Source organism: Achromobacter piechaudii NBRC 102461 (assembly GCF_001571245.1).
In the GTDB taxonomy this organism is placed as follows: domain Bacteria; phylum Pseudomonadota; class Gammaproteobacteria; order Burkholderiales; family Burkholderiaceae_B; genus Achromobacter; species Achromobacter piechaudii.
Genome location: NZ_BCTK01000001.1, coordinates 378112 through 399714, shown reverse-complemented (window position 1 = coordinate 399714; position 21603 = coordinate 378112). Strand labels below are relative to the sequence as shown.

At 64.5% G+C, this 21603-nt stretch carries 26 protein-coding genes; 18 read left to right on the top strand and 8 right to left on the bottom strand.

Annotated features, from left to right (window positions below; translation table 11 throughout):
• Positions 1 to 134: 134 nt before the first annotated feature.
• The 8 genes from API01S_RS01950 (at position 135) to API01S_RS01915 (ending at position 6161) form a co-directional block, all read left to right on the top strand.
• Positions 135 to 572 (top strand): gamma-glutamylcyclotransferase family protein, encoded by a 438-nt coding sequence (locus API01S_RS01950; protein ID WP_061303809.1) that lies wholly within the window; start codon positions 135 to 137, stop codon positions 570 to 572.
• Positions 573 to 671: 99 nt separating this feature from the next.
• Complete coding sequence (locus tag API01S_RS01945; protein ID WP_050730052.1) at positions 672 to 1400, top strand: helix-turn-helix domain-containing protein; 729 nt, start codon at positions 672 to 674, stop codon at positions 1398 to 1400.
• A gap of 14 nt (positions 1401 to 1414) precedes the next feature.
• The gene (locus API01S_RS01940; RefSeq protein ID WP_156487045.1) at positions 1415 to 2617 is read left to right on the top strand and encodes a hypothetical protein; all 1203 of its coding nucleotides are present in this window, start codon (positions 1415 to 1417) and stop codon (positions 2615 to 2617) included.
• Positions 2618 to 2834: 217 nt separating this feature from the next.
• Entirely contained in the window at positions 2835 to 4136 is a 1302-nt protein-coding gene (locus tag API01S_RS01935; protein ID WP_006220344.1) for an MFS transporter, read from the top strand.
• A gap of 63 nt (positions 4137 to 4199) precedes the next feature.
• A complete protein-coding gene (locus API01S_RS28670; protein WP_084802339.1) occupies positions 4200 to 4649 on the top strand; it encodes an ArsR/SmtB family transcription factor in 450 nt (149 codons plus the stop codon).
• Entirely contained in the window at positions 4538 to 4999 is a 462-nt protein-coding gene (locus API01S_RS01925) for an SRPBCC family protein (protein ID WP_084802338.1), read from the top strand. Before API01S_RS28670 ends, API01S_RS01925 begins: the two co-directional genes overlap by 112 nt.
• A 54-nt stretch (positions 5000 to 5053) precedes the next feature.
• Positions 5054 to 5755 carry a DUF899 domain-containing protein gene (locus API01S_RS01920; protein ID WP_061302888.1) on the top strand — a complete coding sequence of 234 codons (702 nt, stop codon included), beginning with the start codon at positions 5054 to 5056 and terminating at the stop codon, positions 5753 to 5755.
• Entirely contained in the window at positions 5706 to 6161 is a 456-nt protein-coding gene (locus API01S_RS01915; RefSeq protein WP_254598510.1) for a hypothetical protein, read from the top strand. Before API01S_RS01920 ends, API01S_RS01915 begins: the two co-directional genes overlap by 50 nt.
• A 60-nt stretch (positions 6162 to 6221) precedes the next feature.
• On the opposite strand, the gene API01S_RS01910 is transcribed toward API01S_RS01915, so the two are convergent.
• From API01S_RS01910 to API01S_RS01900, 3 genes are all read right to left on the bottom strand, one after another.
• Positions 6222 to 6554, bottom strand: coding sequence for a 2Fe-2S iron-sulfur cluster-binding protein (locus API01S_RS01910; protein ID WP_006220349.1), 333 nt, complete (start codon positions 6552 to 6554; stop codon positions 6222 to 6224).
• 6 nt (positions 6555 to 6560) lie between these two features.
• Complete coding sequence (locus tag API01S_RS01905; protein ID WP_061302885.1) at positions 6561 to 7157, bottom strand: NUDIX domain-containing protein; 597 nt, start codon at positions 7155 to 7157, stop codon at positions 6561 to 6563.
• A 108-nt stretch (positions 7158 to 7265) separates the two neighbouring features.
• Complete coding sequence (locus tag API01S_RS01900; protein ID WP_061302884.1) at positions 7266 to 8519, bottom strand: Hsp70 family protein; 1254 nt, start codon at positions 8517 to 8519, stop codon at positions 7266 to 7268.
• A 495-nt stretch (positions 8520 to 9014) separates the two neighbouring features.
• Between API01S_RS01900 and API01S_RS01895 the strand changes: the two genes are divergently transcribed.
• The 3 genes from API01S_RS01895 to API01S_RS01885 are packed head-to-tail and all read left to right on the top strand — an operon-like array spanning position 9015 to position 10425.
• Positions 9015 to 9467, top strand: a complete 453-nt coding sequence (locus tag API01S_RS01895) for a hypothetical protein (RefSeq protein ID WP_061302882.1) — start codon at positions 9015 to 9017, stop codon at positions 9465 to 9467.
• The gene (locus API01S_RS01890; protein ID WP_217481104.1) at positions 9464 to 10195 is read left to right on the top strand and encodes a type VI secretion system-associated protein TagO; all 732 of its coding nucleotides are present in this window, start codon (positions 9464 to 9466) and stop codon (positions 10193 to 10195) included. The genes API01S_RS01895 and API01S_RS01890 overlap by 4 nt, the downstream gene beginning before the upstream one ends.
• Positions 10183 to 10425, top strand: a complete 243-nt coding sequence (locus tag API01S_RS01885) for a hypothetical protein (protein ID WP_156487044.1) — start codon at positions 10183 to 10185, stop codon at positions 10423 to 10425. Before API01S_RS01890 ends, API01S_RS01885 begins: the two co-directional genes overlap by 13 nt.
• A 96-nt stretch (positions 10426 to 10521) precedes the next feature.
• On the opposite strand, the gene API01S_RS01880 is transcribed toward API01S_RS01885, so the two are convergent.
• Together API01S_RS01880 and API01S_RS01875 are read right to left on the bottom strand one after the other, a co-directional pair.
• Positions 10522 to 10863, bottom strand: a complete 342-nt coding sequence (locus API01S_RS01880) for a hypothetical protein (RefSeq protein ID WP_006220355.1) — start codon at positions 10861 to 10863, stop codon at positions 10522 to 10524.
• A gap of 242 nt (positions 10864 to 11105) precedes the next feature.
• Positions 11106 to 11342 (bottom strand): DUF3820 family protein, encoded by a 237-nt coding sequence (locus API01S_RS01875; RefSeq protein ID WP_006220356.1) that lies wholly within the window; start codon positions 11340 to 11342, stop codon positions 11106 to 11108.
• A gap of 209 nt (positions 11343 to 11551) precedes the next feature.
• Between API01S_RS01875 and API01S_RS01870 the strand changes: the two genes are divergently transcribed.
• Both API01S_RS01870 and API01S_RS01865 read left to right on the top strand, forming a co-directional pair.
• Positions 11552 to 11977, top strand: coding sequence for a copper resistance protein NlpE (locus API01S_RS01870; RefSeq protein WP_006220358.1), 426 nt, complete (start codon positions 11552 to 11554; stop codon positions 11975 to 11977).
• A 126-nt stretch (positions 11978 to 12103) separates the two neighbouring features.
• Entirely contained in the window at positions 12104 to 12841 is a 738-nt protein-coding gene (locus API01S_RS01865; protein WP_061302878.1) for an ABC transporter substrate-binding protein, read from the top strand.
• Positions 12842 to 12929: 88 nt separating this feature from the next.
• Here API01S_RS01865 and API01S_RS01860 read toward each other — a convergent pair whose 3' ends face one another.
• Positions 12930 to 13262, bottom strand: coding sequence for an FmdB family zinc ribbon protein (locus tag API01S_RS01860; protein ID WP_061302876.1), 333 nt, complete (start codon positions 13260 to 13262; stop codon positions 12930 to 12932).
• A gap of 10 nt (positions 13263 to 13272) precedes the next feature.
• Positions 13273 to 14502, bottom strand: a complete 1230-nt coding sequence (gene fmdA, locus API01S_RS01855) for a formamidase (RefSeq protein ID WP_006220362.1) — start codon at positions 14500 to 14502, stop codon at positions 13273 to 13275.
• A gap of 234 nt (positions 14503 to 14736) precedes the next feature.
• Here fmdA and API01S_RS01850 point away from each other — a divergent pair, with 234 nt between their 5' ends.
• Positions 14737 to 15105 carry a hypothetical protein gene (locus tag API01S_RS01850; RefSeq protein WP_061302875.1) on the top strand — a complete coding sequence of 123 codons (369 nt, stop codon included), beginning with the start codon at positions 14737 to 14739 and terminating at the stop codon, positions 15103 to 15105.
• A 48-nt stretch (positions 15106 to 15153) separates the two neighbouring features.
• On the opposite strand, the gene API01S_RS01845 is transcribed toward API01S_RS01850, so the two are convergent.
• Positions 15154 to 16641 carry an aminotransferase class V-fold PLP-dependent enzyme gene (locus API01S_RS01845; RefSeq protein ID WP_061303800.1) on the bottom strand — a complete coding sequence of 496 codons (1488 nt, stop codon included), beginning with the start codon at positions 16639 to 16641 and terminating at the stop codon, positions 15154 to 15156.
• A gap of 92 nt (positions 16642 to 16733) precedes the next feature.
• Here API01S_RS01845 and API01S_RS01840 point away from each other — a divergent pair, with 92 nt between their 5' ends.
• From API01S_RS01840 to API01S_RS01825, 4 genes are all read left to right on the top strand, one after another.
• Positions 16734 to 17219, top strand: a complete 486-nt coding sequence (locus API01S_RS01840) for an Lrp/AsnC family transcriptional regulator (protein WP_061302873.1) — start codon at positions 16734 to 16736, stop codon at positions 17217 to 17219.
• Between the two features lie 224 nt (positions 17220 to 17443).
• Positions 17444 to 19159 carry an ABC-F family ATP-binding cassette domain-containing protein gene (locus API01S_RS01835; protein WP_061302870.1) on the top strand — a complete coding sequence of 572 codons (1716 nt, stop codon included), beginning with the start codon at positions 17444 to 17446 and terminating at the stop codon, positions 19157 to 19159.
• Between the two features lie 42 nt (positions 19160 to 19201).
• Positions 19202 to 19714 carry a winged helix DNA-binding protein gene (locus API01S_RS01830; protein WP_006220367.1) on the top strand — a complete coding sequence of 171 codons (513 nt, stop codon included), beginning with the start codon at positions 19202 to 19204 and terminating at the stop codon, positions 19712 to 19714.
• A 9-nt stretch (positions 19715 to 19723) separates the two neighbouring features.
• Positions 19724 to 21577: an ABC transporter ATP-binding protein gene (locus API01S_RS01825; RefSeq protein WP_050730039.1), complete on the top strand. Its 1854-nt coding sequence runs from the start codon at positions 19724 to 19726 to the stop codon at positions 21575 to 21577.
• The last annotated feature ends 26 nt before the right edge of the window (positions 21578 to 21603 follow it).

The following is a 21603-nucleotide window of genomic DNA, read 5'->3' as shown; positions in this document are numbered from 1 at the left end:
TGGTCGTTTGGCTTGTTGGAGAGCCTGACCGATACGTGCCGGCTGGCTCGATACCTTGAATATGTGGCCGGATGACAATATTTCAACACCCGGTCGCCCAATTCACTGCTTCGACGTGCGTGATAAACCGATTCATGAGCATATACGTTTTTATCTACGGCACCCTACGCGCGGGCGAAATCAATGACCTGGCGCAAGCCGCCGCCGCGCGGGGTCTGCCCCCTGCCCAACGGATCGGCCCGGCCACCGTGCCCGGCATGCTGGTCGACTTCGGCCAATGGCCCGGACTGATCCCGGTGGCCGACGGGCGCCGGGTGCGGGGCGAGGTCTATCGGGTGCGGCCGGCCCTGCTTGCGCTGATGGACGAAATCGAGGAATACGTACCAGGACAAAAATGTTGCTTCGTGCGCCGCGAAACTGTCGCACGGCTGGATTTATCCGCCGGCCGCACACGCGAGCTCCACTGCCATTACTATCCTATTGATCCGGCGTTACGGGGGGCGGCCGTGGATATTGCGGCCGACGACTGGATCGCCTACCGGCAGTCACGTCTATCTAATACCGGCTGGTAAGACACCCGTAGTAACAACCGACTACAATGGATTTTGTCTTCACGCTTGTATACCCGTTTTCGCCCTTCCCGGCGCGACGGGCACTATAAAGGTCATCGTATGCAAAAACGGGTTCCCGTCGCCCCGGATGCCGCCCACTGCTCCACGTGCATGTTGGGTCACGTGTGTGTGCCCGTGGGCATGGCAGCCGCCGAAGTGGAAAAGCTGGACGAGCTGGTGCAAGAGCGCGTGCGCCTTGAAAAAGGCAAGATGCTGTACTCGCTGGACCAACCGCTTGACGCTGTCTACGGCGTGCGCTTCGGCAGCATCAAGACGCAGCTCGAAGACGCTACCGGCCAGATCCAGATCACCGGTTTTCACCTGCCCGGCGAAATCGTCGGCATGGACGGCATGCTCGAAGGCAAGCACGTATCCGCCGCCGTCGCGCTGGAAGATTCCGAGGTCTGCGTCATCCGCCTGAACGAAGTGGACCGCGTGGCGACGCATCTGCCGTCGCTGCAACAGCAGTTCCGACGCCTGATGAGCCGCGAGATCACCCGGTCGCACCAGATGCTCGCCTCGTTGGGCTCGATGCGCTCCGAACAGCGCCTGGCCGCATTCCTCTTGAATCTGTCGCAACGCTACGCCTCGCTGGGCTATTCGTCGACCGAGTTCGTGCTGCGCATGAGCCGCGAAGAAATCGGCAACTTCCTGGGCCTGACCTTGGAAACCGTCAGCCGATTGTTCTCCCGATTTGCGCGCGAGGGGCTGATCAAGATCAATCAGCGCGAGGTCCGCATCCTGGACCTGCCCGCCTTGAAGCAACTGCTGGGCCACGAGGGCTGCTGAACGCCCGCCGCGCCATGCGCCGCGCGCCTGCCCCTTCCGCTGCACACCTGGCGCCTGCCGCCACGCGCCTGGCCCCGTGGCGGGCGCTTGGCGCCGCATTCGTCCTGGCGGCCCTGCTGGCGCCACGGCCAGCCCCGGCGCAGACGCCCCTGCCCGACCCCTACGACTACGACGAGACCGTGCCCGCGCCCAAGCGCACCGCGCCATTGCGCTGGCAACCTGTGGAACTGGGCAAGCCGGGGCATCGCTACAAAATCCCGGTCTACGCCAATCGCAATCTGGCCAAGGACGACCTGCGGGACATCAAGCAGGTGCTGATCGTGGTGCACGGCGTCAAGCGCGACGCCGACCGCTATTACGACACGGCCGCGCAACTGTTGACGCACAATCCCGACCGCGCCCGCGACACGCTGATCCTCGCGCCCCGTTTCTCCGGCTCGATCGATTCGGGCTTCGCCGGCATGGCGGCCTGGCGCAAATCAAGCTGGGAAGACGGCGAAGAGAGCATCCAGGCCAATGGCCGGCCCGCCCCCGTGACCTCGTTTCAGGTGCTGGACGATCTGCTGCGCAGCCTGGATGACCGCAAGCGCCTGCCTGCCCTGGCCGGCATCGTGCTGGCTGGCCACTCGGCCGGCGCGCAACTGGTGCAACGCTACGCCATCCTGAACAATGTCGACGGCCCACTGCGGCGCGACGGCCTGATGTTGCGCTACGTGATCGCCAACCCGTCGTCCTATCTGTACCTGTCCAACGAACGCCCGCGCCCGGACGGCAAGGGCTACGCGCCCTACGAGCGCGGCATCTGCCCGACCTACAACCAGTACAAGTACGGCACCGACAAGCTGCCGGCCTATTCACGCGAGACCGACGACTCGCGGCTGTTCGTGCGCTACGCGGCGCGCGACGTCACCTACCTGCTGGGCGGCGCGGACAACAACCCCGAACACCGCTTGCTGGACAAGACCTGTGGCGCCGAAGCACAGGGAGCCACCCGCCTTGCCCGCGGCACCGCCTACGTGCAATACGAATACGTGCTGGCCGCGCGCGGCCCCAAACCCGTTCCCCTGCACCGCAGCAGCTTCGAGGTGGGCGGCGTCGGGCACGACAACAAGGGCATGTTCGGATCGGTCTGCGGGGCCCAGGCGCTGCTGGGCAGCGGGGCCCAGACGGGCGAACGCGCCGCCGCCTGCGACATCATCCCGCCGCGCGGCAGATAGCCTCGCGCCCCCCCGCCACGCGCCGCCCCGGCAAGCGGCATACCTGACCGAAATCTGAAAACCGGCGAGTCGCCAACGCGTGCATTTCGCTGCGGGCTGGCGCAAGATAACGCCCATGCGTGTTCCATTTCGCGGCTGACCTTGCGATCTTGACGGGCGAGGACAAGGCGCGCTCGCGTGTCCGGCGACCCCCGACAGGCTCATATCGAGAACAGTCATGACGCAAACGTATCTGGCCATGCCCGACGCAAAACGGCGCATCAAGGCCATCTTCGTCGGCTCCATGGGCAATCTGGTCGAGTGGTACGACTTCTACGCCTACACCGCCTTCGCCCTGTATTTCGCGCCCGCCTTTTTCCCCTCGCACGATCCCGTCGTCCAGCAGTTGAATGCCGCCACGCTCTTTGCGGCCGGCTTCATCGTGCGGCCCTTGGGCGGCTGGCTGTTCGGCCACCTTGCCGACCGCCACGGGCGGCGCATCTCGTTGATGGTATCCGTGGGGATGATGTGCGTAGGCTCGCTCATCATCGCGGTCACGCCCACCTACACCACGATCGGGCTGGCCGCGCCCGCGCTGCTGGCGCTGGCGCGCGTGATCGAAGGATTGAGCCTGGGCGGCGAGTACGGCGCCAGCGCCACGTACCTGACCGAGATCGCCGACCCCGAACATCGCGGCTTCTATTCCAGCTTCCAGTACGTCACGCTGATCGGCGGCCAGCTTTGCGCGATCCTGGTGCTGCTGCTGTTGCAGAACGTGTTCCTGACGCACGAACAGCTGGTGCAATGGGGCTGGCGCATTCCCTTCGTGATCGGCGCGCTGCTGGCCATCGTGACGGCGCTCATGCGGCGCGACATGCCCGAGACCGACTCGTACAAAGAGGCCCAGAAGACCAAGCCGAAGACCAGCTCGCTGCGCGGCTTGACGAAGTATCCGCGTGAAGTCGCCATCGTGGTGGGCCTGACGGCGGGCGGTACAGCCGCCTTCTATACGTTCACCACCTATATGCAGACGTTCGTGCGGCAGACATCCGGATTCACGGACATCACCACCACCTACATCATCGCGGGCTCGCTGATCTTCGCGTTGATCCTGCAACCGCTGTACGGCGCCCTGTCCGACAAGATCGGCCGCAAGCCGCTGTTGATTTTCTTCGGTGTCGCGGGCGCCGCGTTGACGGTGCCCATCCTGATGACCTTGTCGCACACCCGCTCGCCGTTCATCGCCTTCCTGCTGATCTGTGGGGCCTGGGTGTTCACGGCCGGCTATACGTCGATCAACGCCGTGGTGAAGGCAGAATTGTTTCCCACCAACATCCGCGCCACCGGCGTGGCGGTTCCATACGCTGTCACGGTATCGATCTTCGGCGGCACGGCGCCGGCCATCGCGCTGTTCTTCAAGCAGCAAGGCCATGAGCAGTGGTTCTACTACTACCTGGCCGGCGTGATCTTCGTGTCACTGCTCGTGTACGCCACGATGCGCGACACCAAGCACCAATCCGCCATGCACCGCCACGACTGACTAGGGAAATTCCGTATGCGGCCGGCTTGACGCCGGCCCTTTCACGGGCAGATACTTAACCTTATGGTTAACTTAAACGACACCGCGCTGGACAGAATTTTTTCCGCCCTGGCGGACGGCACCCGACGCCGGGTGCTGGCCGACCTGGAACAGGGCACCGCGTCGGTCAGCGAACTGGCCCGCCCGCACGCGATGTCGCTGCCCGCATTCCTGAAACATCTGCGGGTGCTGGAGGATGCCGGCCTGATCGCGAGGGCCAAGGACGGGCGCGTGGTCAGCTGCACTCTGTCGGCCGAGCCCATGCAAGTGGCCTCCAACTGGTTGGCGCGCTACGAAAAATTCTGGACCGGCCAACTGGATTCGCTGGCCCGATACCTGTATCACGACGAGGAGATACATCCATGCCCCCCAACTTCCCCCACGCCGACGGCCCCCTCGAATTGCGACTCACCCGCCACTTCGCCGCCTCGCCCGAGCGGGTCTGGCGCGCCTGGACCGACCCGCAAGCGCTGATGAAATGGTTCGGTCCCGCTGGCACCCAGCGCGTGTTGCAGGCCGATACCGATGTGCGCGTGGGCGGCGAGTATCAGGTGGGATTCGTGACGGAAGACGGCCAGGCGCATTACGCCAGCGGCGTCTACCAGGAGGTCCAGCCCCTGCGCCGGCTGGTGTTCACCTGGGCCTGGCGCGATACGCCGGACGAAACCTCGTTGATCACCCTTGAATTCACCCCCGCGCAGGCAGGCACCGAGCTTGCCTTCCTGCAAACCCCGTTCGTCGATCAAGTCACCCGTGATGGCCATGAAACTGGCTGGCTGGGCGCCATGGATCGGCTGGCGGATCACCTGGCAAGCCCGCTCTGAGCCGCCGCTTGCCGTCTCGCGGGCCTCTTTGGCCCGCCTTCAAGGAGCCGCAGCATGCAAACCAAGCACGAAGTCGTATCCCGCCCCGAATGGGAAGCCGCGCGTCTGGCGTTGCTGGCCCGCGAAAAAGCGCTGACCCGCAGCCAGGACGCGCTCGCGCGCGAACGCCTGGACCTGCCCTGGGTACGCGTCGACAAACCCTATTCCTTTCAGGGCGAAACCGGGCCCGTGGGCTTGGCAGACCTATTCAACGGCAACAGCCAACTGATCGTCTACCACTTCATGTACGACCCCGACTGGCGGGAAGGATGCGTCGGCTGCTCATTCCTTGTCGACCACCTGGACGCCGCGCGCGTGCACCTGTCCCACCACGACGTGGCGGTGGTGGCGGTATCGCGCGCGCCGCTCGCCAAATTGCGGACGTTCAAGCAACGCATGGCTTGGCGCTTTCCCTGGCTGTCGTCCGAAGGCTGCGATTTCAATGTCGACATGCAGGCATCGGTGACGCAAGCCGATGGCAGCGTTCAGGAACGTTCCGGCGTCAGCGCTTTCTTTCGCGATCCGGACGGCGAGATCTTCCACACCTACTCGACCTTTGAACGCGGCGTGGAGCGCTTGGTAGGCGCGTACAACTATCTGGAGTTCGCCCCGCTGGGCCGCAACGAACACGGCCCACATTTCAACCTGGGCGACTGGGTACGCCATCATGACCGGTACGACGACGCCGCGCCGTCGCATTGCAGCGCCTGCGGCTAACGCGGCCCGCGCGCTGGCCAGCCTATGGCTCGCCTGCGTGGCGGCGATGCTGATCGGGCTGTTGATCGATACACAACGAACGCCCGCGCCCTTGCTGGCCAGTGAATGCGGCGCGCCCGGCGGCTGGTGGGACATGGCTTGGCGCCACGCCGTGCTCATGCCCGCCACCACCGCCACAATGGCGCTGGCAGCGTTGGCGCCGTGGCCCGGCGCGCCCGCCATGATCGGCCGCCTGGGTTGCGCCGTGCTCATGGCGGTCGGCATGGTGCTGGGGGCAAGGCTGGGCGTGCTGGCGGCGCAGACGCTGGCGGGTCCGCCCTTTGCCGGTTTGGTGCTGGGCATGACGGCGGGAATGGCCGCTGCGTTGGCGCCCCTGGCGGGGCTAAGGCAAAGCGCATGCCGCTGACGGCCGAATCACTGGTCCGCCAGCCATCGCCCCCTACGCTTACCGACCCACGAAAAACTTCTAGCGCCGCGCACCGGTAAGCGGCCGCACGACGGGCGCGGCAGGTTCCAGCGGCGCGGCAAGCGGCGCCTGGATCTCAAGCGGTGACGTAGCCCGGGCAACGCAGGGCAGAATCCATCCCTCTTCCTTTTCGTCCCGCGACAGCCCCGGCCACTCGACGGAATACGTCACCGAACCCTCCAGCAGCAGGCACAGGCAGGCGCGGCACGTTCCGTTGCGGCAAGAGCTGGGCAGCTTGATGCCCGCAGCCTGCGCCGCAAGCAGCACCGACGTATCCGCCGCTGCGTCAAAGCGCAAGCCGGCCGGTTGAATCAGGACGGGAAATGCGGACATGGTGACTCAGCCCTGATTGTCCTGCCACTCCAACTGCCACGCGCCCGACAGGACGTTCTGCATCCACAGCACGCAAGTCAGCGTCTTGGCGTCCGTGACCTCACCGCGACTGCATGCCGCCAGCAGCTCGGCGGGGTCGGCGCTGATCACGTCCAGGAATTCGTCCTGATCCAGTTGCCGAGGCCCGGCCCGCAGACCGCGCGCAAAGAAGATGTGGATGATTTCGGTGGAATAGGCGATGGCCAGGTGCAAGGCGCCCGCATGCGCCCACTGGTCGGCCGTGTAGCCGGTTTCTTCAAGCAATTCGCGCTTGCCGCAAACCAAGGGGTCTTCGCCCGGATCCAGCTTGCCAGCGGGAAACTCGGTCATGACACGGCCGATGGGGTAGCGAAACTGGCGCTCCAGCAAGACGCGGCCGTCATCCATCAAGGGAATCACCACCACCGCGCCGGGGTGCACGATGTACTCGCGCGTGGCCGTGTGGCCGTTGGGCAAGCTGACGGTATCGCGGCGGACCTTCAGAAAGCTGCCCTCAAAGGGCGCTTCGCTGGTTACCAGCGTTTCAACAAGATGATTGTCGCTTTGAGCAGAGGGGCGGGTCATGACGGCGTCTGGGTCTATTGAAGCAGGCGGCCGACGGGCCGCCTCGGGCAAGCAAGGCAGCTTACCATCGCCGCCGCGCGCCACGCAGCCGCAAGCCCCGCCGACGGCTCAATCGAACTTGCGCTTGGCGTCCAGCGCCAGGCCCGCGCCGATGCTGCCGAACAAGTCGCCTTCCACGCTGCGCGCGCCCGGCACCAGTGCCGATACCGTCTCGCGCAAGCGCGGCACGCGGCTGGAACCGCCCGTGAAAAATACCGTATCGACGTCCGTCGTTGCCACGCCCGCATCGCGCAACAGCGCGCCTACGGTGGTTTCGACTTTCTCGATCAAGCGGCCTACGCAGGCATCGAACGAGGCCCGCGACACGTCCACCGCCAGATCAGGCGCGACGCGCGACAGATCGATGCGCGCCGCCGGATTTTCCGACAGGGCAATCTTGGCCTCTTCCACCTGCACCGCCACCCAGTGGCCGGCGCGCTGCTTGACCAGGTTCAACAGCAGGTCGATCTTGTCACGGTCGCCGGCTTCGGCGCGGATGTACGCAAAATGCTCGGCCGCCTTGCGGGTGTACGCCTGGTTGATGGTGTGCCAGCACGCCAGGTTGCCGTATTGCGTGGACGGCACATCCTTGCCGCTGCGCAGTTGGCTGCCCAGGCCCAGCAAAGGCATGACGTGCGCCAGGCTCAGTTGCTTGTCGAAATCCACGCCGCCGATATGCACGCCGCCGTAAGCCAGGATGTCCTCGCGCCGATCCGCCTTGGCAGCACGGCCAGGACCCAGGCGGATCAACGTAAAGTCTGACGTCCCCCCGCCGATGTCGATGACCAGCACCAATTCTTCACGATCAATCTGAGATTCGTAATCGAACGCGGCGGCCAGCGGTTCGAACTGGAATTCGATGTCGGTGAATCCCACGCTGCGCGCGATCTCTCCCAGCGTGTCCTGGGCGGTCTGGTCGGCGGTCTCGTTGTCATCGACAAAGAACACCGGCCGGCCCAGCACCGCACGCGTGAAATCGCGGCCAGCGGCCGTTTCAGCGCGTCGCTTCAGCTCGGCGATGAAGCGGGTCAACAACACGCGAAACGGAATGGAGCGCCCCTGCACTTCCGTCGAGCCATCGATGAGCGAACTGCCCAGCAGGCTTTTCATCGAACGCATCAAGCGTCCGTCATAGCCCGCCAGGTAATCGGAAATCGCCGCGCGGCCATAGCTGACCTCAGCGTCTTCGTCATGGAAAAAAATGGCCGATGGCAAGGTGGTCTTGCCATCTTCCAGGGCGAGAAGCGCGCGCTGGTCGGGGCGGCTCCAGCCTACGGTGGAGTTGGACGTGCCGAAGTCGACGCCGCATGCGGTGGAGATCATGGAGAATTCTGGGGCTGAAAGCAAAACGGCGGACAAGTGTACTCGCTTCGCTCGCGGGAGGGCGTAACGGACGGCAGTCCGGACGATGGACCTTCGCCAGAACCTTAATGGCGTCCCATTGCTCAAACGCGCGCTTGGTCCAGGGTTCGCGGCTGAACTTCGTGGGTCGGAACGGGACTTTTGACTTGCGCCAGCCCCAGCCGGTGAACTGCCGGTTGATGGGGTTTTTGTGGACCTTGGTGTAGGGAGCGCAATAGCGCAGCCAGTCCACGCGTTCGGGGCGGCCTACGACCATGGCGTCGGTGAGTTCGGCGGGGAGGCCGCGCCACGAGGTCGCAATAGGAGGAATAAGAAAACGCAGGAACATTCGTCAAGGAGCGCGGATTCGCTTAGTACTTACCGCAAAACTCCCCGCTTTCTGATTCTTCCTATGGAAATAAAAATGGCGGCATGGTCTTGTGGCGGATTACCTCTTTGTCTGAAAGGGTCCGTGTCATGATCAGAATTGATCTCGCCTCCCTGATCGATCGCTTGAGCCCCGTTTGTCGTCAGGCGGTGGAAGAGGCCACCAGCCTTTGCATCAGCCAGCATTGCGCCGAGATCACCGTCGCGCGCGTGCAATCGGCGGCAGCTGTCGATGCCGCGGACGACGCGCGCTACCAGCGCGCCATGCGCGAGACGCCGGCAGCCGAAGCGCTTGAGCTGACGCAGGCCGAGGCGCCGTCCCTGCCCGGCCATGCCGCTGGCGCGGACCTGCTGCACGGCCTGCTGCACACCGACAAGCTGCCACAGGCCATGGATGCCTTTCAGAGCTTTGTGATCCGGGCGCGCTTGCGGCAAGTCAACGGGTCTCGCAGCCGGGCAGCCCCAAGCCTGGGCATCCCAAAACGTACGTTGGCGCGCCGCTGTCAGGCGTGGAATCTGGATCGGGAGGACCACACTTCATGAAACTCGCTACCCCTCTGGTATTGCTGATGCTGGCTGCGCCCGCTGGACAGGCGGCCGACAACATCGAGGCGTCCGCGCGCGAATGCACGGCCATTGTGTCCGCAGTCGAAAGACTCGCTTGCTTCGATTTAGCGGCGGGCACGCCGCCCGCGCCTAGCAACAGCTATCGGCGCAGCGTTGCGGTGGATCCGACCGCCAGCTCGTCAACCGCGCCCGCGAACCAGGCCGCCCCCGACGCATCGGCGCAGTTGCTGCCGCCTTCGACCCGCGCTGCCGACATCGTCCGGCAAAACGAAGCGGCTCGAACCGAAGGAGACCGGACCTTCCTGATAAGCGATTCGAACGAGCCGCCATCAGGGCAGCAGCGCGTGGTCATTTCCGCGCCCGCGCTGAACATGCGTCCGCCGATCTATCTGGCGATCACCTGCCTGTCCAACATTTCGCGCCTGCAACTGTTGACCGAACGGCCTTTCGAACGCCATCAGATGACGGTGCAGCTGTACATGGACGATCGGCCCTTGTCGCCCGCACGGCCCTGGCGCGTGCTGGACGAAGGCAATGTGGCCGACGCCGGGCGTGGGCTGGTCGCCATCGAGCAGTTGCGGCCATTCGTGGCCGGCACGCGGTTGCGCCTGGAAAGCGACTATGCGCCGGTCAATGGCCTGGCGTTCGACGCCACAGGCCTGCAAGCATTGCTGTCGCGTCAACGCGAGGCATGTCACTGGTGATGCAGTACGCCGCTCTTGATGTGCAGGCGCTGCTGGCGCCGCTCGATGGCTTTGCCTTGCCGCAAACCCTGCTGGCCGAAGCGTCCAGGCCGCCCGCCTCGACGCCCGCTCCTGCGACCGCGCCCCGGGGCAGCCCCAAAGCGCCTACGCCCAAGGGTCCGCCACGATCGCCGCCCAAGGCAGACGCCGCGACGCCCGCGATGCTGGCCGTAAACACGGCGGCGCGCTGATGGACGGCGGTTGCAAGAGTTGCGGCACTGGCAGCTGTTGCGGAAATTGCCGCAGGGCCGGCCACGACAAGTGCGCGGCCGGCCCTGCACTGACTCTTACTGCTGCTGGCGGCGTTGCTCCAGCTCTCTCAGGCATTGCGCAACGCCCGACTGCATCTGCGCGTTCGACACAGCCGCGCGGTCGGACACCTCGCGGCAACGCACATACTGCGCGCGGCTTTCTTCCGTGTCGCGGATGACCGGCGGCGGGGTGGTGGGATCCGGCGTGACCGTCATGCGCAGGGTGGACGGCGGCGATTGGCTGCCATCCTTGGAGGGCATGCTGGGAAACTGCATTTCCTGCGACGCGGGCGCGGCATTCTGCGCGTGCGAGACGCTTGCGCCCCCGAGGGTGCAAAGCGCGGCGAACAGCACGGCCGAGACGGAAGTTTTCTTCATAGGGTCCTCTCTTGAATGAGCATGCGCCCCGGAACGTCCGGCTTTCGAGTCTGAACCCCGGGGCGCGCCGGCCTATCGTAGCGCCGCGCGCGGGCGCTCGACGTGCCAAACCGCTACAAGTCGCGCCGCAGTTGTTTCGCACCGTTTCCAAGTTGGCCGCGCCGCCCGCGCTTGCCGACATTCTGCGATCACCGATCAGCGACCACGGGCTCTTGTCAGCACCTGACAGGCCACATCGGCCGCTACGCCTTGGGCGATGGCCGCGTCCGCGAGGCGCGCAGCGGCTCCAGCAGCGAGGACAGACCGTTGTGATCCAGCTCGTGCATCAACGCCAGCAGCCGGCCCAGTTCCCCAGGCGGAAATCCCTTGCGCGCGAACCACGCCAGGTAAGGACCAGGCAGGTCGGCGATGCAGCGCCCCTTGTACTTGCCGAACGGCATGTCGCGGGTCACCAGCAGGTTGAGCAGTTCAGGATCCATGGCGCGTCAAAAGGTTGAGTCGGGCAGTCTACCGCAGGCGTCAAGCCGCACTGCAAAGGCCGCCTCAGCGCTGTCTGGACCCTTACATCCCGTTTCAGCACCTCTGCGTTACTGTCCGTATCGTGAATGCGTACCCGGGCTTGCCCCGCCAACCCCGATACACCGGCCAGACACCCATTCCTTCAAACCCTTTCCACCAGGAGCTCGCCATGATGAAAACCACCCTGACCTGCACCCTGAGCCTGGCCCTGCTCGCCGGCTGCGCGCCGTTCAAGTCCCATGATGCGCGCGACACGCCCGCCGATAACCACACTGCCCGCAATGCGCTGGACTGGCCGGGCAGCTACGAAGGCACCCTGCCCTGCGCGGATTGCCCCGGCATCAAGACACGGTTGACGCTATTGAAGGGCGACCGCTACGAACGCCAGACTCAATACCTGGACCGCGAGCCGCAACCGGAAATCGTGACCGGCACGTTCAGCTGGGAGTCCGACGGCAGCACCATCCGGTTGGACGCTTCCGGCGACAGCCAACGCTACTTCGTCGCCGAGAACCAGGTCATCATGCTGTACCGCGACGGCACCCGCCCCACCGGCCCGCTGGCGCCGCACTACATTTTGCGCCGCGCCCAATAGCGCGAGGCGGCAGCGCTGACATCAGCGCCCGCGCCGGCCGGCAACGCAGTTTCCACGCGCTGCGCTTGCGGCTATTCTCCAGGACAACACGCCGCCCCCTTGCGGCGCTCATCCGCCAAGGACGCCATGAAGACCGACCACGAACTGCTTTCCGCCTTCGCTCCCACCGGTACGCTGCGCGCGTCCATCAACCTGGGCAATCCCATCCTGGCCAACACCGACCCGGCCACGGGTCAAGCAGGCGGCGTGTCGGTGGACCTGGCCACGGAACTGGCGCGGCGCCTGGACGTCAAGCTGGAATTGGTGGTGTTCAAGTCCGCTGGCGAATCGGTCAACGCCGTGGCCGCCGAACAGGCCGACGTAGGATTTTTCGCGATCGATCCGTTGCGCGGCGAACAGATCGCCTTTACCGCACCTTATGTCGTGATCGAAGGCGCGTACCTAGTGCGCGAGGATTCGCCGATCACGGCCATGGAACAGGTCGACAACAAGGGCGTGCGCGTGGTGGTCGGCAAAGGCAGCGCCTACGATCTTTATCTGACGCGCGAACTCAAGCAGGCCGACATCTACCGAGCGCCCACCTCGCCCGCCGTCGTGGATACGTTCATCGAGCAGAACCTGGAAGTGGCTGCGGGCGTGAAGCAACAATTGCAGGCCGATGCGGCCCGGCTGGGTGGCCTGCGGCTACTGGATGGTCATTTCATGCTGATCCGCCAAGCCATGGGTGTGCCCAAGAGCCGCGGCGATAAGGCCAGCGCGTATCTGGCCGCTTACGTCGAAGCCATGAAGAAGTCCGGCTTCGTAGCCGACGCGCTGGCGCGTCACAAGATCCAGGGCGCGGCGGTGGCGCCGTTGCAAGACTGAGCTTTCATCTCAACGCCGTCGTGCATCGCACGCCGCCAGACAAAGAGCCGGACGAACCGGCTCTTTCTACATCCACGCGTGGCAAGCGTCAGTGGCTGATCATCCAGGGCCTCGCGCCCGCGAAGGACTTGGCGCCGTCGGTGCTGGTGCGGGTCTTGCCCCGCGTCTGGCCCCCCGCGCAACACCCGCAATTCATGCCATGCCCCGAGCGCGAACTGCGCGGCTCGTTCGCGCTGCGTTCGTTGACGGCGCGGGCGCGATTCACGGCAGACGACAACGCCGAGATGGCTGGCGCGCCGCCGATGATGCGGCCGGACAGCGCGCCGCACTGCGGGCAGGCGACCGGATCGCGCCACTGCGCCAGCGGCTGCAACGCGGCGAAGTCGCCGCATCCTCCGCAGGAATAGTCATACATGGGCATCAAGGGTCTCCTAGCGGTCGCGAGAGAGCGGCATGTCCACCCCGCCCTGGATGTGTTTAACGGGCCCCGACGCCGACGGCTGAATATCGAAGTCGAAGATCTCGGTGGGCAGCCACAGCGTGGCGCAAGAGTTGGGTATGTCGACCACGCCGCTGATGTGCCCTTGCACGGGTGCGCACCCCAAGAGCGAATAGGCCTGCGCGCCGGAATAGCCGAATTTCTTCAGGTATTCGATCGCGTTCAGGCACGCCTGCCGATAGGCGACGTTCACGTCCAGGTAATGCTGCTTGCCCTCTTCGTCCACCGAAATGCCCTCGAAGATCAGGTAGTCCTTGTAGGCCGGGGTGATCGGACTGGGCTTGAAGATGGGATTCTTGATGGCGTATTTTTCCATGCCGCCCTTGATCAGCGTGACGCGCATGTGTACCCAGCCCGCCATTTCGATGGCGCCACAGAACGTGATTTCGCCATCGCCTTGCGAGAAATGCAGGTCGCCCACCGACAGGCCGCCGCCCTCGACGTAGACCGGAAAGAATACGCGCGCACCGCGTGACAGGTCTTTGATGTCGCAGTTGCCGCCATGCTCGCGAGGGGGCACGGTACGCGCGCCTTCGGCGGCTGCGCGGTCGCGGTCAGCGCCTTGCAGGGCTCCCATGTGAGCAGTCTTGGGCGCGGGCGGATTGGCCAGGGGCGGCACGCGATTGGGATTGGTGTCGATCAGCGCCTGTTCGCGCCGGTTCCACGTTTGCAGCAGCTTCTTGTCCGGCAGGCAGCCGATCAGTCCGGGATGGATCAGCCCCGCAAAGTTGACGCCGGGGATGTGGCGCGACGAGGTGAACATGCCGCGAAAATCCCAAATGGATTTCTGTGCGTGCGGAAAATGTTCGGTCAGGAAGCCGCCCCCATTGTTGCGGCTGAAGAACCCGTTGAAGCCCCACAGGCTGTCGGACTTGGCGCCGATATCCAGCAGGTCGACCACCAGCAGGTCGCCGGGCTGCGCGCCCTCGACACCCACCGGACCCGAAAGAAAGTGCACGGTGGACAGATCCACGTCGCGCACGTCGTCGGCGCTGTCGTCGTTCTTGATCGCGCCGCCTGTCCAATCATAGGTTTCCAAAACGAAATCATCACCCGGCTTGACCCAGACGGCCATCGGTATGTCGGGATGCCAACGATTATGGATCTGTTGGTTTTCGTAGGGGGACTGAGCCAGATCGACCTTGATGAGGGGTGTTGTCATTCTCTTTCATCTCCAACGTACGTGTTGATAAAACAGAACAGCAGCCGCAAAGCGCGTCCGATCCCATTGCGGGCCGGCTTCTATATAAATTCATGAGCGGTGATTGATGGTAGACGCGTTCACGCGATTGGCCATACTGGTTTTCCATGCAGTGGCAGGCCCCCGCCTCGCAATCGCATGAGCCCTCTTTCGCACCAGTTATGATGCAGGCCACGCCACACCAGGGTTTTACGCATGGCAGCCAAGCACCGCCGGCCACTGGCCATTTTTCTCATCATGACGGCATGCGCAGCCGGTCTCGCCCATGCGGATGAAGACTGCGTCGCGCGCATCGACGGCCAGTCGGCCGCCATCAAGCGCGCGCAGGATGTGCAGCGCACGCGCGAAGCCGCCAACGATCTGCAATTGAACCGCGAGCTCTGCCAGGGCCGTCTGGATCTGCTGGACGCGCGCTTCGCGCTCAGTGATGATTTCGAGGCGTGCCGCCGCAAGGGCACGGCGTTCCCGGAAAAGGTCGTGCGCGAACTGACGCGGGCGTCCGAAGAACTTGCCGATTCGAAAGCGGCCTGGGTGCGTACCTGCGGCCGCTACATGAAAGATTGACCGCCGGCTCGTCGGGCTGAACGAAAGACCGAAAGACCGGCGTCAGCCTCAGATGGACATTTCCATCTCGACGCTTTGCGGAAAGAAGATCGCGCGGCTGGGATCGAAGCCATAGCGCGCTTCGAATTGCGTGGCGTCGGCGGCCAGCGCCAAGACGGAATTCAAGATGAAATCCGCCTTGTCATCGGACAGCAGCACGCTGAAATTCAAGCGGATGAAGCCGGGCTTTTCAATTTCACGGCCATCCAGGATGGCTTGCCGCATCTGCCGCGACTGTGTCTGTCCAATGCCCAGCAGGCGGTGGACATACGGCCCCGCGCAGGCGCAACCGCCGCGCGCCTGAATACCGAAACGGTCGCTCAACATGCGCGTCACCAATTGCTGGTGCACATGGCCGCCCTTGCCGTCGCTGACGCGAAAAGAGAAGATCGGCAGGCGCTCGGCTGACAGCGAGCCCAACAGTTCCAATTGCTTGGCGCCCTTCCACGCGGCCAGCGCGCGCTGCACGAAGTGGGCATTGCGTTGGCGCATGAAGTCCGCGCCCAGCGCGTCCTTGACCAACAGCACCAGGGCGGCGCGGATATCGCCCACCACGTTCGGCGTGCCCGCCTCTTCGCGCGATTCCAGGCTGGCGCTGTAGTCGTGCCCCTCGGGTGAGACAAATTTGACCGTGCCGCCGCCCGGCCAGGTCGGCGTGGTGTCGAGCACAGCGTCGCGACGAACGATCAGCACGCCGGAAGCGCCCGGCCCGCCAATGAATTTATGCGGTGAAAAGACGATGGCGTCGATTGAAGCATCCGGGGCCGGCGTCATGTGGATGGGCAGGTACGGCGCACCGCCCGCGTAGTCCCACAACATTTTTGCGCCCGCCTGCTTGACGCGCCGCGTGATGCCGGCCACGTCGGCCACGATGCCGGTCACGTTAGAGGCAGCCGACAACGCGCAGACCACCAGCGTGCCTTCGGGCGCTTGCAGCGCCGCGTCCAGCGCGGCCAGATCGGGCCCGCCCAGCTCGGCTTCCGGGACTTCGACAATCTGCGCGCCGCATTCACGCCACGGCAGGATATTGGAATGATGTTCGTAAGGCCCGATGATGACCCGGACCGGTTTGCCCGCCGCCACCGCCGCGTGTACGCCAAACAGATGTACGAGGCGATTGATGCCGGCCGTCGCGCCGGACCCCGCGAAGATCACTGCGTGCGCGTCGTCGGCGCCGCAGCAGCGCGCGATCGCGGCGCGGGCTTCGCGGCGCAAGCGGGTGATGTAGCCACCGCAGTACGACGCTTCGGTGTGGGAATTGGCGTAATAGGGAAGCACCTGTTCCATGACGAAGCGCTCGACCTGCATCAGCGCGCGGCCGGACGCCACGTAGTCGGCATAGACCAAAGGCTTGCGGCCAAAGGGTCCTTCGATGACGGCATCCTTGCCGATCAAACCATCGGCAAGCTGGGCGGCGATATCAGGGGTGTTGAGGCTGTTCTGAAACTGCTGCAACGGACCTTCGGGGTTCGTGGCCGTGGCGGTAAGCGTAGTCATGGTGGTCTTCCAATAGATCCGAAATATCATACGATGGAAGCCAACAACAAACATCACCGTTATTTTGCTTATATTTTCGGATATTGGGTCATATGAACGATCAACTTGAAAAAATAGACAAACTTGATCTGAGCATCATCTCTTGCCTGCAAAAAGATGGTTCCCTGTCGCAGCGCGAGCTTGCCGATCGGGTTGGACTTTCCCAGAACGCATGCTGGCGCAGGCTTCAACGCTTGAACGCCTGCGGCATCATTCGCGGCACGCGCGCCGAGGTCAGCCTGGTTGCGCTGGGGTTGGACCTGACCGTATTCGTAATGATCCGCACCAGCCACCACGCCAAGGTCTGGGCAGACGGTTTTCGGCAGCACGTCGAGCGCCTGCCCGAAGTGACGGAGTTCTACCGCATCGGCGGCGATTGGGATTACCTGATCAAAGTCGTCTGCCGAGGCATGGCGGGCTACGATCGCTTCTATCAAAAGCTGATCACGGACTTTGAACTGTCTACGGTGACGGGCTTTTTCAGTATGGAAGCCATCATCGAAAACCGCCCGCCCGATCTGCGTCTGCTGGACAACTGATGCCCGCGTCGCTCGGGAACTTTCGTGGGCGACGCGCTTCAAACCCCCTGCCGTTCGCCCCCCCCCGGGCGAGATCAAATTCCTTGGCGTCACTTTGAAGACGCCCCCCTGGAGACCCGCAAGGCCATGATTCTTTAAGCCCTCCTTCCGATACCTCTTTGCCCTTGGCATGCGTCGATTGCCGCCCGCCACGCAAAGCGTTTCATTGTTCTGGAGAGCTATCCATGGCCCGGTCTTACAGCGCGCCCCCGTCGGCGCATTCCCCGACGCAATCCGCGTCCACCTTCATCAGCTTGCAGCACGTCAGCCTGGCGCTGCCCGATGGGCGTGTCCTGCTTGACGACATCAGCTACGACTTCCCTCTTGGACGCCACGGCCTCATCGGCCGCAACGGCGCAGGCAAGTCCGTGCTGTTGCAGGTGATGGCAGGCGCTGTGCCGCCACAGACCGGCCGCGTAACCCGGCATGCCAGCATCATCTATCTTCCGCAGGCGCCCAGCTACCCCGACGACAGCACGTTGGCGGACGTTGCGGGACTCGGCCACCGCTTTCGCGCGCTGGCTCGTATCGAGGCAGGCAGCACAGACCGCGCGGATTTCGATCTGGCCGAAGATCATTGGCTGATTCATCAAGATTGGGCGCGCATGCTGGGCGATGCCGGCCTGCCGGACTGGCCGCCCGAGCATCCCGCGCGCGCGGCCAGTGGCGGCGAGCTGATCCGCGTGGCGCTGGCGGGCGCTTTCCTGCAAGAGGCCGATGGACTGCTGCTGGACGAACCCACCAACCACCTTGACGCGCAAGCGCGGGATTGGCTGATCGACAAGATCCATGCGTGGCGAGGCGCGCTGATTGTCGTCAGCCACGACCGCCAATTGCTGGATGCGATGGACGGCATTGCCGAACTGGACGATGGCGAGCTGACCGGACACGCCGGCAACTACAGCGCCTGGCGCGCTCACCGCGACAGACAGGACGCCGCCGCTGTCGCCGCGCTGGCGCATGCCCGCAACGAACGGGCGGCCGGCCTGCGCGCCCTGCGCGAACAGCACGACGCGCAGCAGCAACGCAGCGCGCGCAATCGCCGCAACGCTCGCGACACCAACCAGGCCGCGATCCTGCTGGGCGGCAAAAAGGCCAGCGCCCAGGCGCACGCCGGACGTGAACGATTGCGCCGCGAACAAGCGCGCTCCGCGCTGGAAGACGCCGTCAGGCAGGCCGCCCAAGATGCGCCGATGGCAGCAGGCGTCGCCCTGGCCTTGCCCGACACCAGCGTGCCCGCCGGCCGGCGCGTGCTGCATCTGGAAGGCGCGCGCCCTCCCTATCCAACACAAGCGCGACCGATCACGCTGACCCTGGACGGCCCTTTCCGGCTGGCGATCCAGGGGCCCAACGGCTGCGGCAAAAGCACGCTGCTGGCGATGCTGGCTGGCGAAGTTTGCGCTCGCGACGGTCGTTGCGATGTGCGCGTCCCCACGGCAATGCTGGACCAACGCGCAAGCGGATTGCGCGACGACATGTCGCTGCTGCAAAGCCTGGACGGTCTGGGCGCAACGCTTGCACCGGGCGAACTGCGCAGCCGCCTGGCGCTGCTGGGCCTGGGACCCGCCCAAGTCCAGGCGCCCGCCGCCACCCTGAGCGGCGGCGAACGCATCAAGGCCGCGCTCGCCTGCGCGCTCTGGCGCAAGCAGCCGGCGCAATTGCTCTTGCTGGACGAACCCACCAATCACCTGGACCTGGCCTCGGTGCAGGCGCTGGAAGACGCCTTGGCCCACTATCCCGGCGCCATGGCGGTGGTCTCGCACGACGCGGTTTTCCTAGCCCGGATCGGTCCCACGCACGAATTGACCTGGTCCGACAACGGCTCGTGGGTATTACGAGAATGCAGTCCCTTATTACCCAGGGTTATCCCGAATGCCTCCATACAAACAAATCGTCAATAATTCGCCAACGTTTTATCATCGATCCGTCCCCTTGCCCTTGCCATGACTGCTTCCATCCGGGACGCCATCGTTTCTTCCGCTCATTTGGCCACCTCCGCCCCGCAATTGTCCGAGGTGGAATTCGGCCTGATCATCGCGTCGCACGCGTTCAATCGCTGGATGGTGCGCTGCATGTCGTGCGCCGGCCTGCCTGACCTGACCTCGCTGGACATCCTGGTGCTGAACCACGTATTCCATCGCGGGCGCGGCAAGAAGCTGGCCGACATCTGCTTTACCTTGAACGTTGAAGACACCCATCTGGTGAATTACTCGCTCAAGAAACTTGAGCGCCTGGGTGTGGTCCAAAGTGCCAAGACCGGCAAGGAAGTGATCTACACCACCACCGACGCCGGCGCCGCCGCCATTGCGCGCTATGCCGAAGTGCGCGAGCAGTGCCTCGTCAAATCGTTCATCGACTCGCCCGCGGCGGATGACGCCAGCCACCAATTGGCCAACACCCTGCGCGCCCTCTCGGGCTTGTACGACCAGGCCGCCCGCGCCGCCACCTCGCTGTGAGAATCCACGTTGTCTAGCTCCATCGCCTCTACCTCCGCCCCGCTGCTGTCCGTGCGCGGCGTATCGGTTGATTTCAATACCGACAATGGCGTGTTCCGCGCCGTCGACGGCCTGGACTTCGACGTCCAGCCGGGACGGACGCTGGCGATCGTCGGCGAATCCGGTTCGGGCAAGTCGGTGACGTCCATGGCGATCATGCGGCTGACGGACTACTCGAACGGGCGCATCGCCACCGGCCAGATCCTGTTCCGCGACAACGATGGCCGCGAAACCGACCTGACCCAGGCCACCGACGAGCAGATGCGCGCCATACGCGGCAACGACATCGCGATGATCTTCCAGGAGCCCATGACGTCGCTGAACCCCGTGTTCACGATTGGCGACCAGATCGTCGAAGCCATCATGCTGCACCAGCAACTGTCGCGTTCGGCGGCGCGCCAGTCGGCGCGCAAGCTGCTTGAAAAGGTCCGCCTGCCCGATGCCGAACAACTGCTGGACCGCTATCCGCACCAACTGTCGGGCGGCATGCGCCAGCGCGTCATGATTGCGATGGCCCTGTCCTGCCAGCCGCGCCTGTTGATCGCCGACGAGCCCACCACCGCGCTGGACGTGACGATCCAGGCCCAGATCCTGAACACCATCCGCGAGTTGCAGCGCGACCTGGGCACCGCCGTCATCTTCATCACGCACGACATGGGCGTGGTGGCCGAGATGGCCGATGACGTGGTCGTGATGCTGCGCGGCAAGAAAGTCGAGCAAGGCACCGTCGAGGACATCTTCAACGCGCCCAAGCATCCGTACACGCGCGCGCTGCTGGCCGCCGTGCCGCGCCTGGGCAGCCTGACCGGCCGCGATCTGCCGCTGCGCACGCCGCAAACCGTACTGGATGGCGACACGCTGCGCGAAGTGGGCGAAACGCGTGAACAGGACACCGCCACCTACGACGAACCGGTGTTGCGCGTTGACAAGCTCACGACGCGTTTTGATGTCGGCCACAATCTGTTCGGCCGCGTCACGCACCGCGTGCATGCCGTGGAAGAAGTCAGCTTCGACGTCTACCCCGGCGAAACGCTGGCGCTGGTGGGCGAATCCGGCAGCGGCAAGTCCACCATCGGCAAGACTTTGCAGCAGTTGGTGGCCCCGACCTCGGGCGCGGTGCGCTACAACGGCCAGGACGTCTTCTCGATGGACGCCGCCGGCCGTCAGCGGCTGCGCCAGGAAATCCAATACATTTTCCAGGACCCTTACGCGTCGCTGGATCCCCGCAAGACGGTGGCCTTCAGCATCGCCGAACCCATCCGCACGCACGGCCTGCTGCATGGCGACGAAGCCATCGCCCGCCGCGTGGGCGAATTGCTGGAACAGGTCGGCCTGAAGCCCGAGCACGCCCGGCGTTATCCGCACGAATTTTCTGGTGGCCAGCGTCAACGCGTGTGCATCGCCCGCGCGCTGGCCAGCAACCCCAAGCTGATCATCGCCGACGAATCTGTGTCGGCGCTGGACGTGTCGATCCAGGCGCAGATCCTGAACCTCTTGATGGACCTGCAAAAAGATCGCGGCCTGTCGTACCTGTTCATCACGCACGACATGGCGGTGGTGGAAAAAGTCAGCCATCGCGTGGCGGTGCTGTACCTGGGCCAGATCGTAGAACTGGGCACGCGTCGCCAGATCTTCGAATCTCCTCAGCATGCGTACACGCGCAAGCTGCTGGCCGCCGTACCGGTGGCCGAACCCGGCCGCCATATCGACACCTCGCTGATCGAAGGTGAAATCCCCAGCCCGGTACGCCGCGTCGGCGACGAACCGGCCATCATTCCGCTGATCGAATTCGCGCCCGGCCATCAAGTGGCCCGCGCGGCATAGAGACAGCCCTTACTTTTCCTCGGTGT

Excerpts from the sequence above, each read along its gene's own strand:
- API01S_RS01950 (WP_061303809.1), top strand. The coding sequence starts at position 135 with ATGAGCATATACGTTTTTATCTACGGCACCCTACGCGCGGGCGAAATC.
- API01S_RS01945 (WP_050730052.1), top strand. The coding sequence starts at position 672 with ATGCAAAAACGGGTTCCCGTCGCCCCGGATGCCGCCCACTGCTCCACG.
- API01S_RS01940 (WP_156487045.1), top strand. The coding sequence starts at position 1,415 with ATGCGCCGCGCGCCTGCCCCTTCCGCTGCACACCTGGCGCCTGCCGCC.
- API01S_RS01935 (WP_006220344.1), top strand. The coding sequence starts at position 2,835 with ATGACGCAAACGTATCTGGCCATGCCCGACGCAAAACGGCGCATCAAG.
- API01S_RS28670 (WP_084802339.1), top strand. The coding sequence starts at position 4,200 with ATGGTTAACTTAAACGACACCGCGCTGGACAGAATTTTTTCCGCCCTG.
- API01S_RS01925 (WP_084802338.1), top strand. The coding sequence starts at position 4,538 with ATGCCCCCCAACTTCCCCCACGCCGACGGCCCCCTCGAATTGCGACTC.
- API01S_RS01920 (WP_061302888.1), top strand. The coding sequence starts at position 5,054 with ATGCAAACCAAGCACGAAGTCGTATCCCGCCCCGAATGGGAAGCCGCG.
- API01S_RS01915 (WP_254598510.1), top strand. The coding sequence starts at position 5,706 with ATGACCGGTACGACGACGCCGCGCCGTCGCATTGCAGCGCCTGCGGCT.
- API01S_RS01910 (WP_006220349.1), bottom strand. The coding sequence starts at position 6,554 with ATGTCCGCATTTCCCGTCCTGATTCAACCGGCCGGCTTGCGCTTTGAC.
- API01S_RS01905 (WP_061302885.1), bottom strand. The coding sequence starts at position 7,157 with ATGACCCGCCCCTCTGCTCAAAGCGACAATCATCTTGTTGAAACGCTG.
- API01S_RS01900 (WP_061302884.1), bottom strand. The coding sequence starts at position 8,519 with ATGATCTCCACCGCATGCGGCGTCGACTTCGGCACGTCCAACTCCACC.
- API01S_RS01895 (WP_061302882.1), top strand. The coding sequence starts at position 9,015 with ATGATCAGAATTGATCTCGCCTCCCTGATCGATCGCTTGAGCCCCGTT.
- API01S_RS01890 (WP_217481104.1), top strand. The coding sequence starts at position 9,464 with ATGAAACTCGCTACCCCTCTGGTATTGCTGATGCTGGCTGCGCCCGCT.
- API01S_RS01885 (WP_156487044.1), top strand. The coding sequence starts at position 10,183 with ATGTCACTGGTGATGCAGTACGCCGCTCTTGATGTGCAGGCGCTGCTG.
- API01S_RS01880 (WP_006220355.1), bottom strand. The coding sequence starts at position 10,863 with ATGAAGAAAACTTCCGTCTCGGCCGTGCTGTTCGCCGCGCTTTGCACC.
- API01S_RS01875 (WP_006220356.1), bottom strand. The coding sequence starts at position 11,342 with ATGGATCCTGAACTGCTCAACCTGCTGGTGACCCGCGACATGCCGTTC.
- API01S_RS01870 (WP_006220358.1), top strand. The coding sequence starts at position 11,552 with ATGATGAAAACCACCCTGACCTGCACCCTGAGCCTGGCCCTGCTCGCC.
- API01S_RS01865 (WP_061302878.1), top strand. The coding sequence starts at position 12,104 with ATGAAGACCGACCACGAACTGCTTTCCGCCTTCGCTCCCACCGGTACG.
- API01S_RS01860 (WP_061302876.1), bottom strand. The coding sequence starts at position 13,262 with ATGCCCATGTATGACTATTCCTGCGGAGGATGCGGCGACTTCGCCGCG.
- fmdA (WP_006220362.1), bottom strand. The coding sequence starts at position 14,502 with ATGACAACACCCCTCATCAAGGTCGATCTGGCTCAGTCCCCCTACGAA.
- API01S_RS01850 (WP_061302875.1), top strand. The coding sequence starts at position 14,737 with ATGGCAGCCAAGCACCGCCGGCCACTGGCCATTTTTCTCATCATGACG.
- API01S_RS01845 (WP_061303800.1), bottom strand. The coding sequence starts at position 16,641 with ATGACTACGCTTACCGCCACGGCCACGAACCCCGAAGGTCCGTTGCAG.
- API01S_RS01840 (WP_061302873.1), top strand. The coding sequence starts at position 16,734 with ATGAACGATCAACTTGAAAAAATAGACAAACTTGATCTGAGCATCATC.
- API01S_RS01835 (WP_061302870.1), top strand. The coding sequence starts at position 17,444 with ATGGCCCGGTCTTACAGCGCGCCCCCGTCGGCGCATTCCCCGACGCAA.
- API01S_RS01830 (WP_006220367.1), top strand. The coding sequence starts at position 19,202 with ATGACTGCTTCCATCCGGGACGCCATCGTTTCTTCCGCTCATTTGGCC.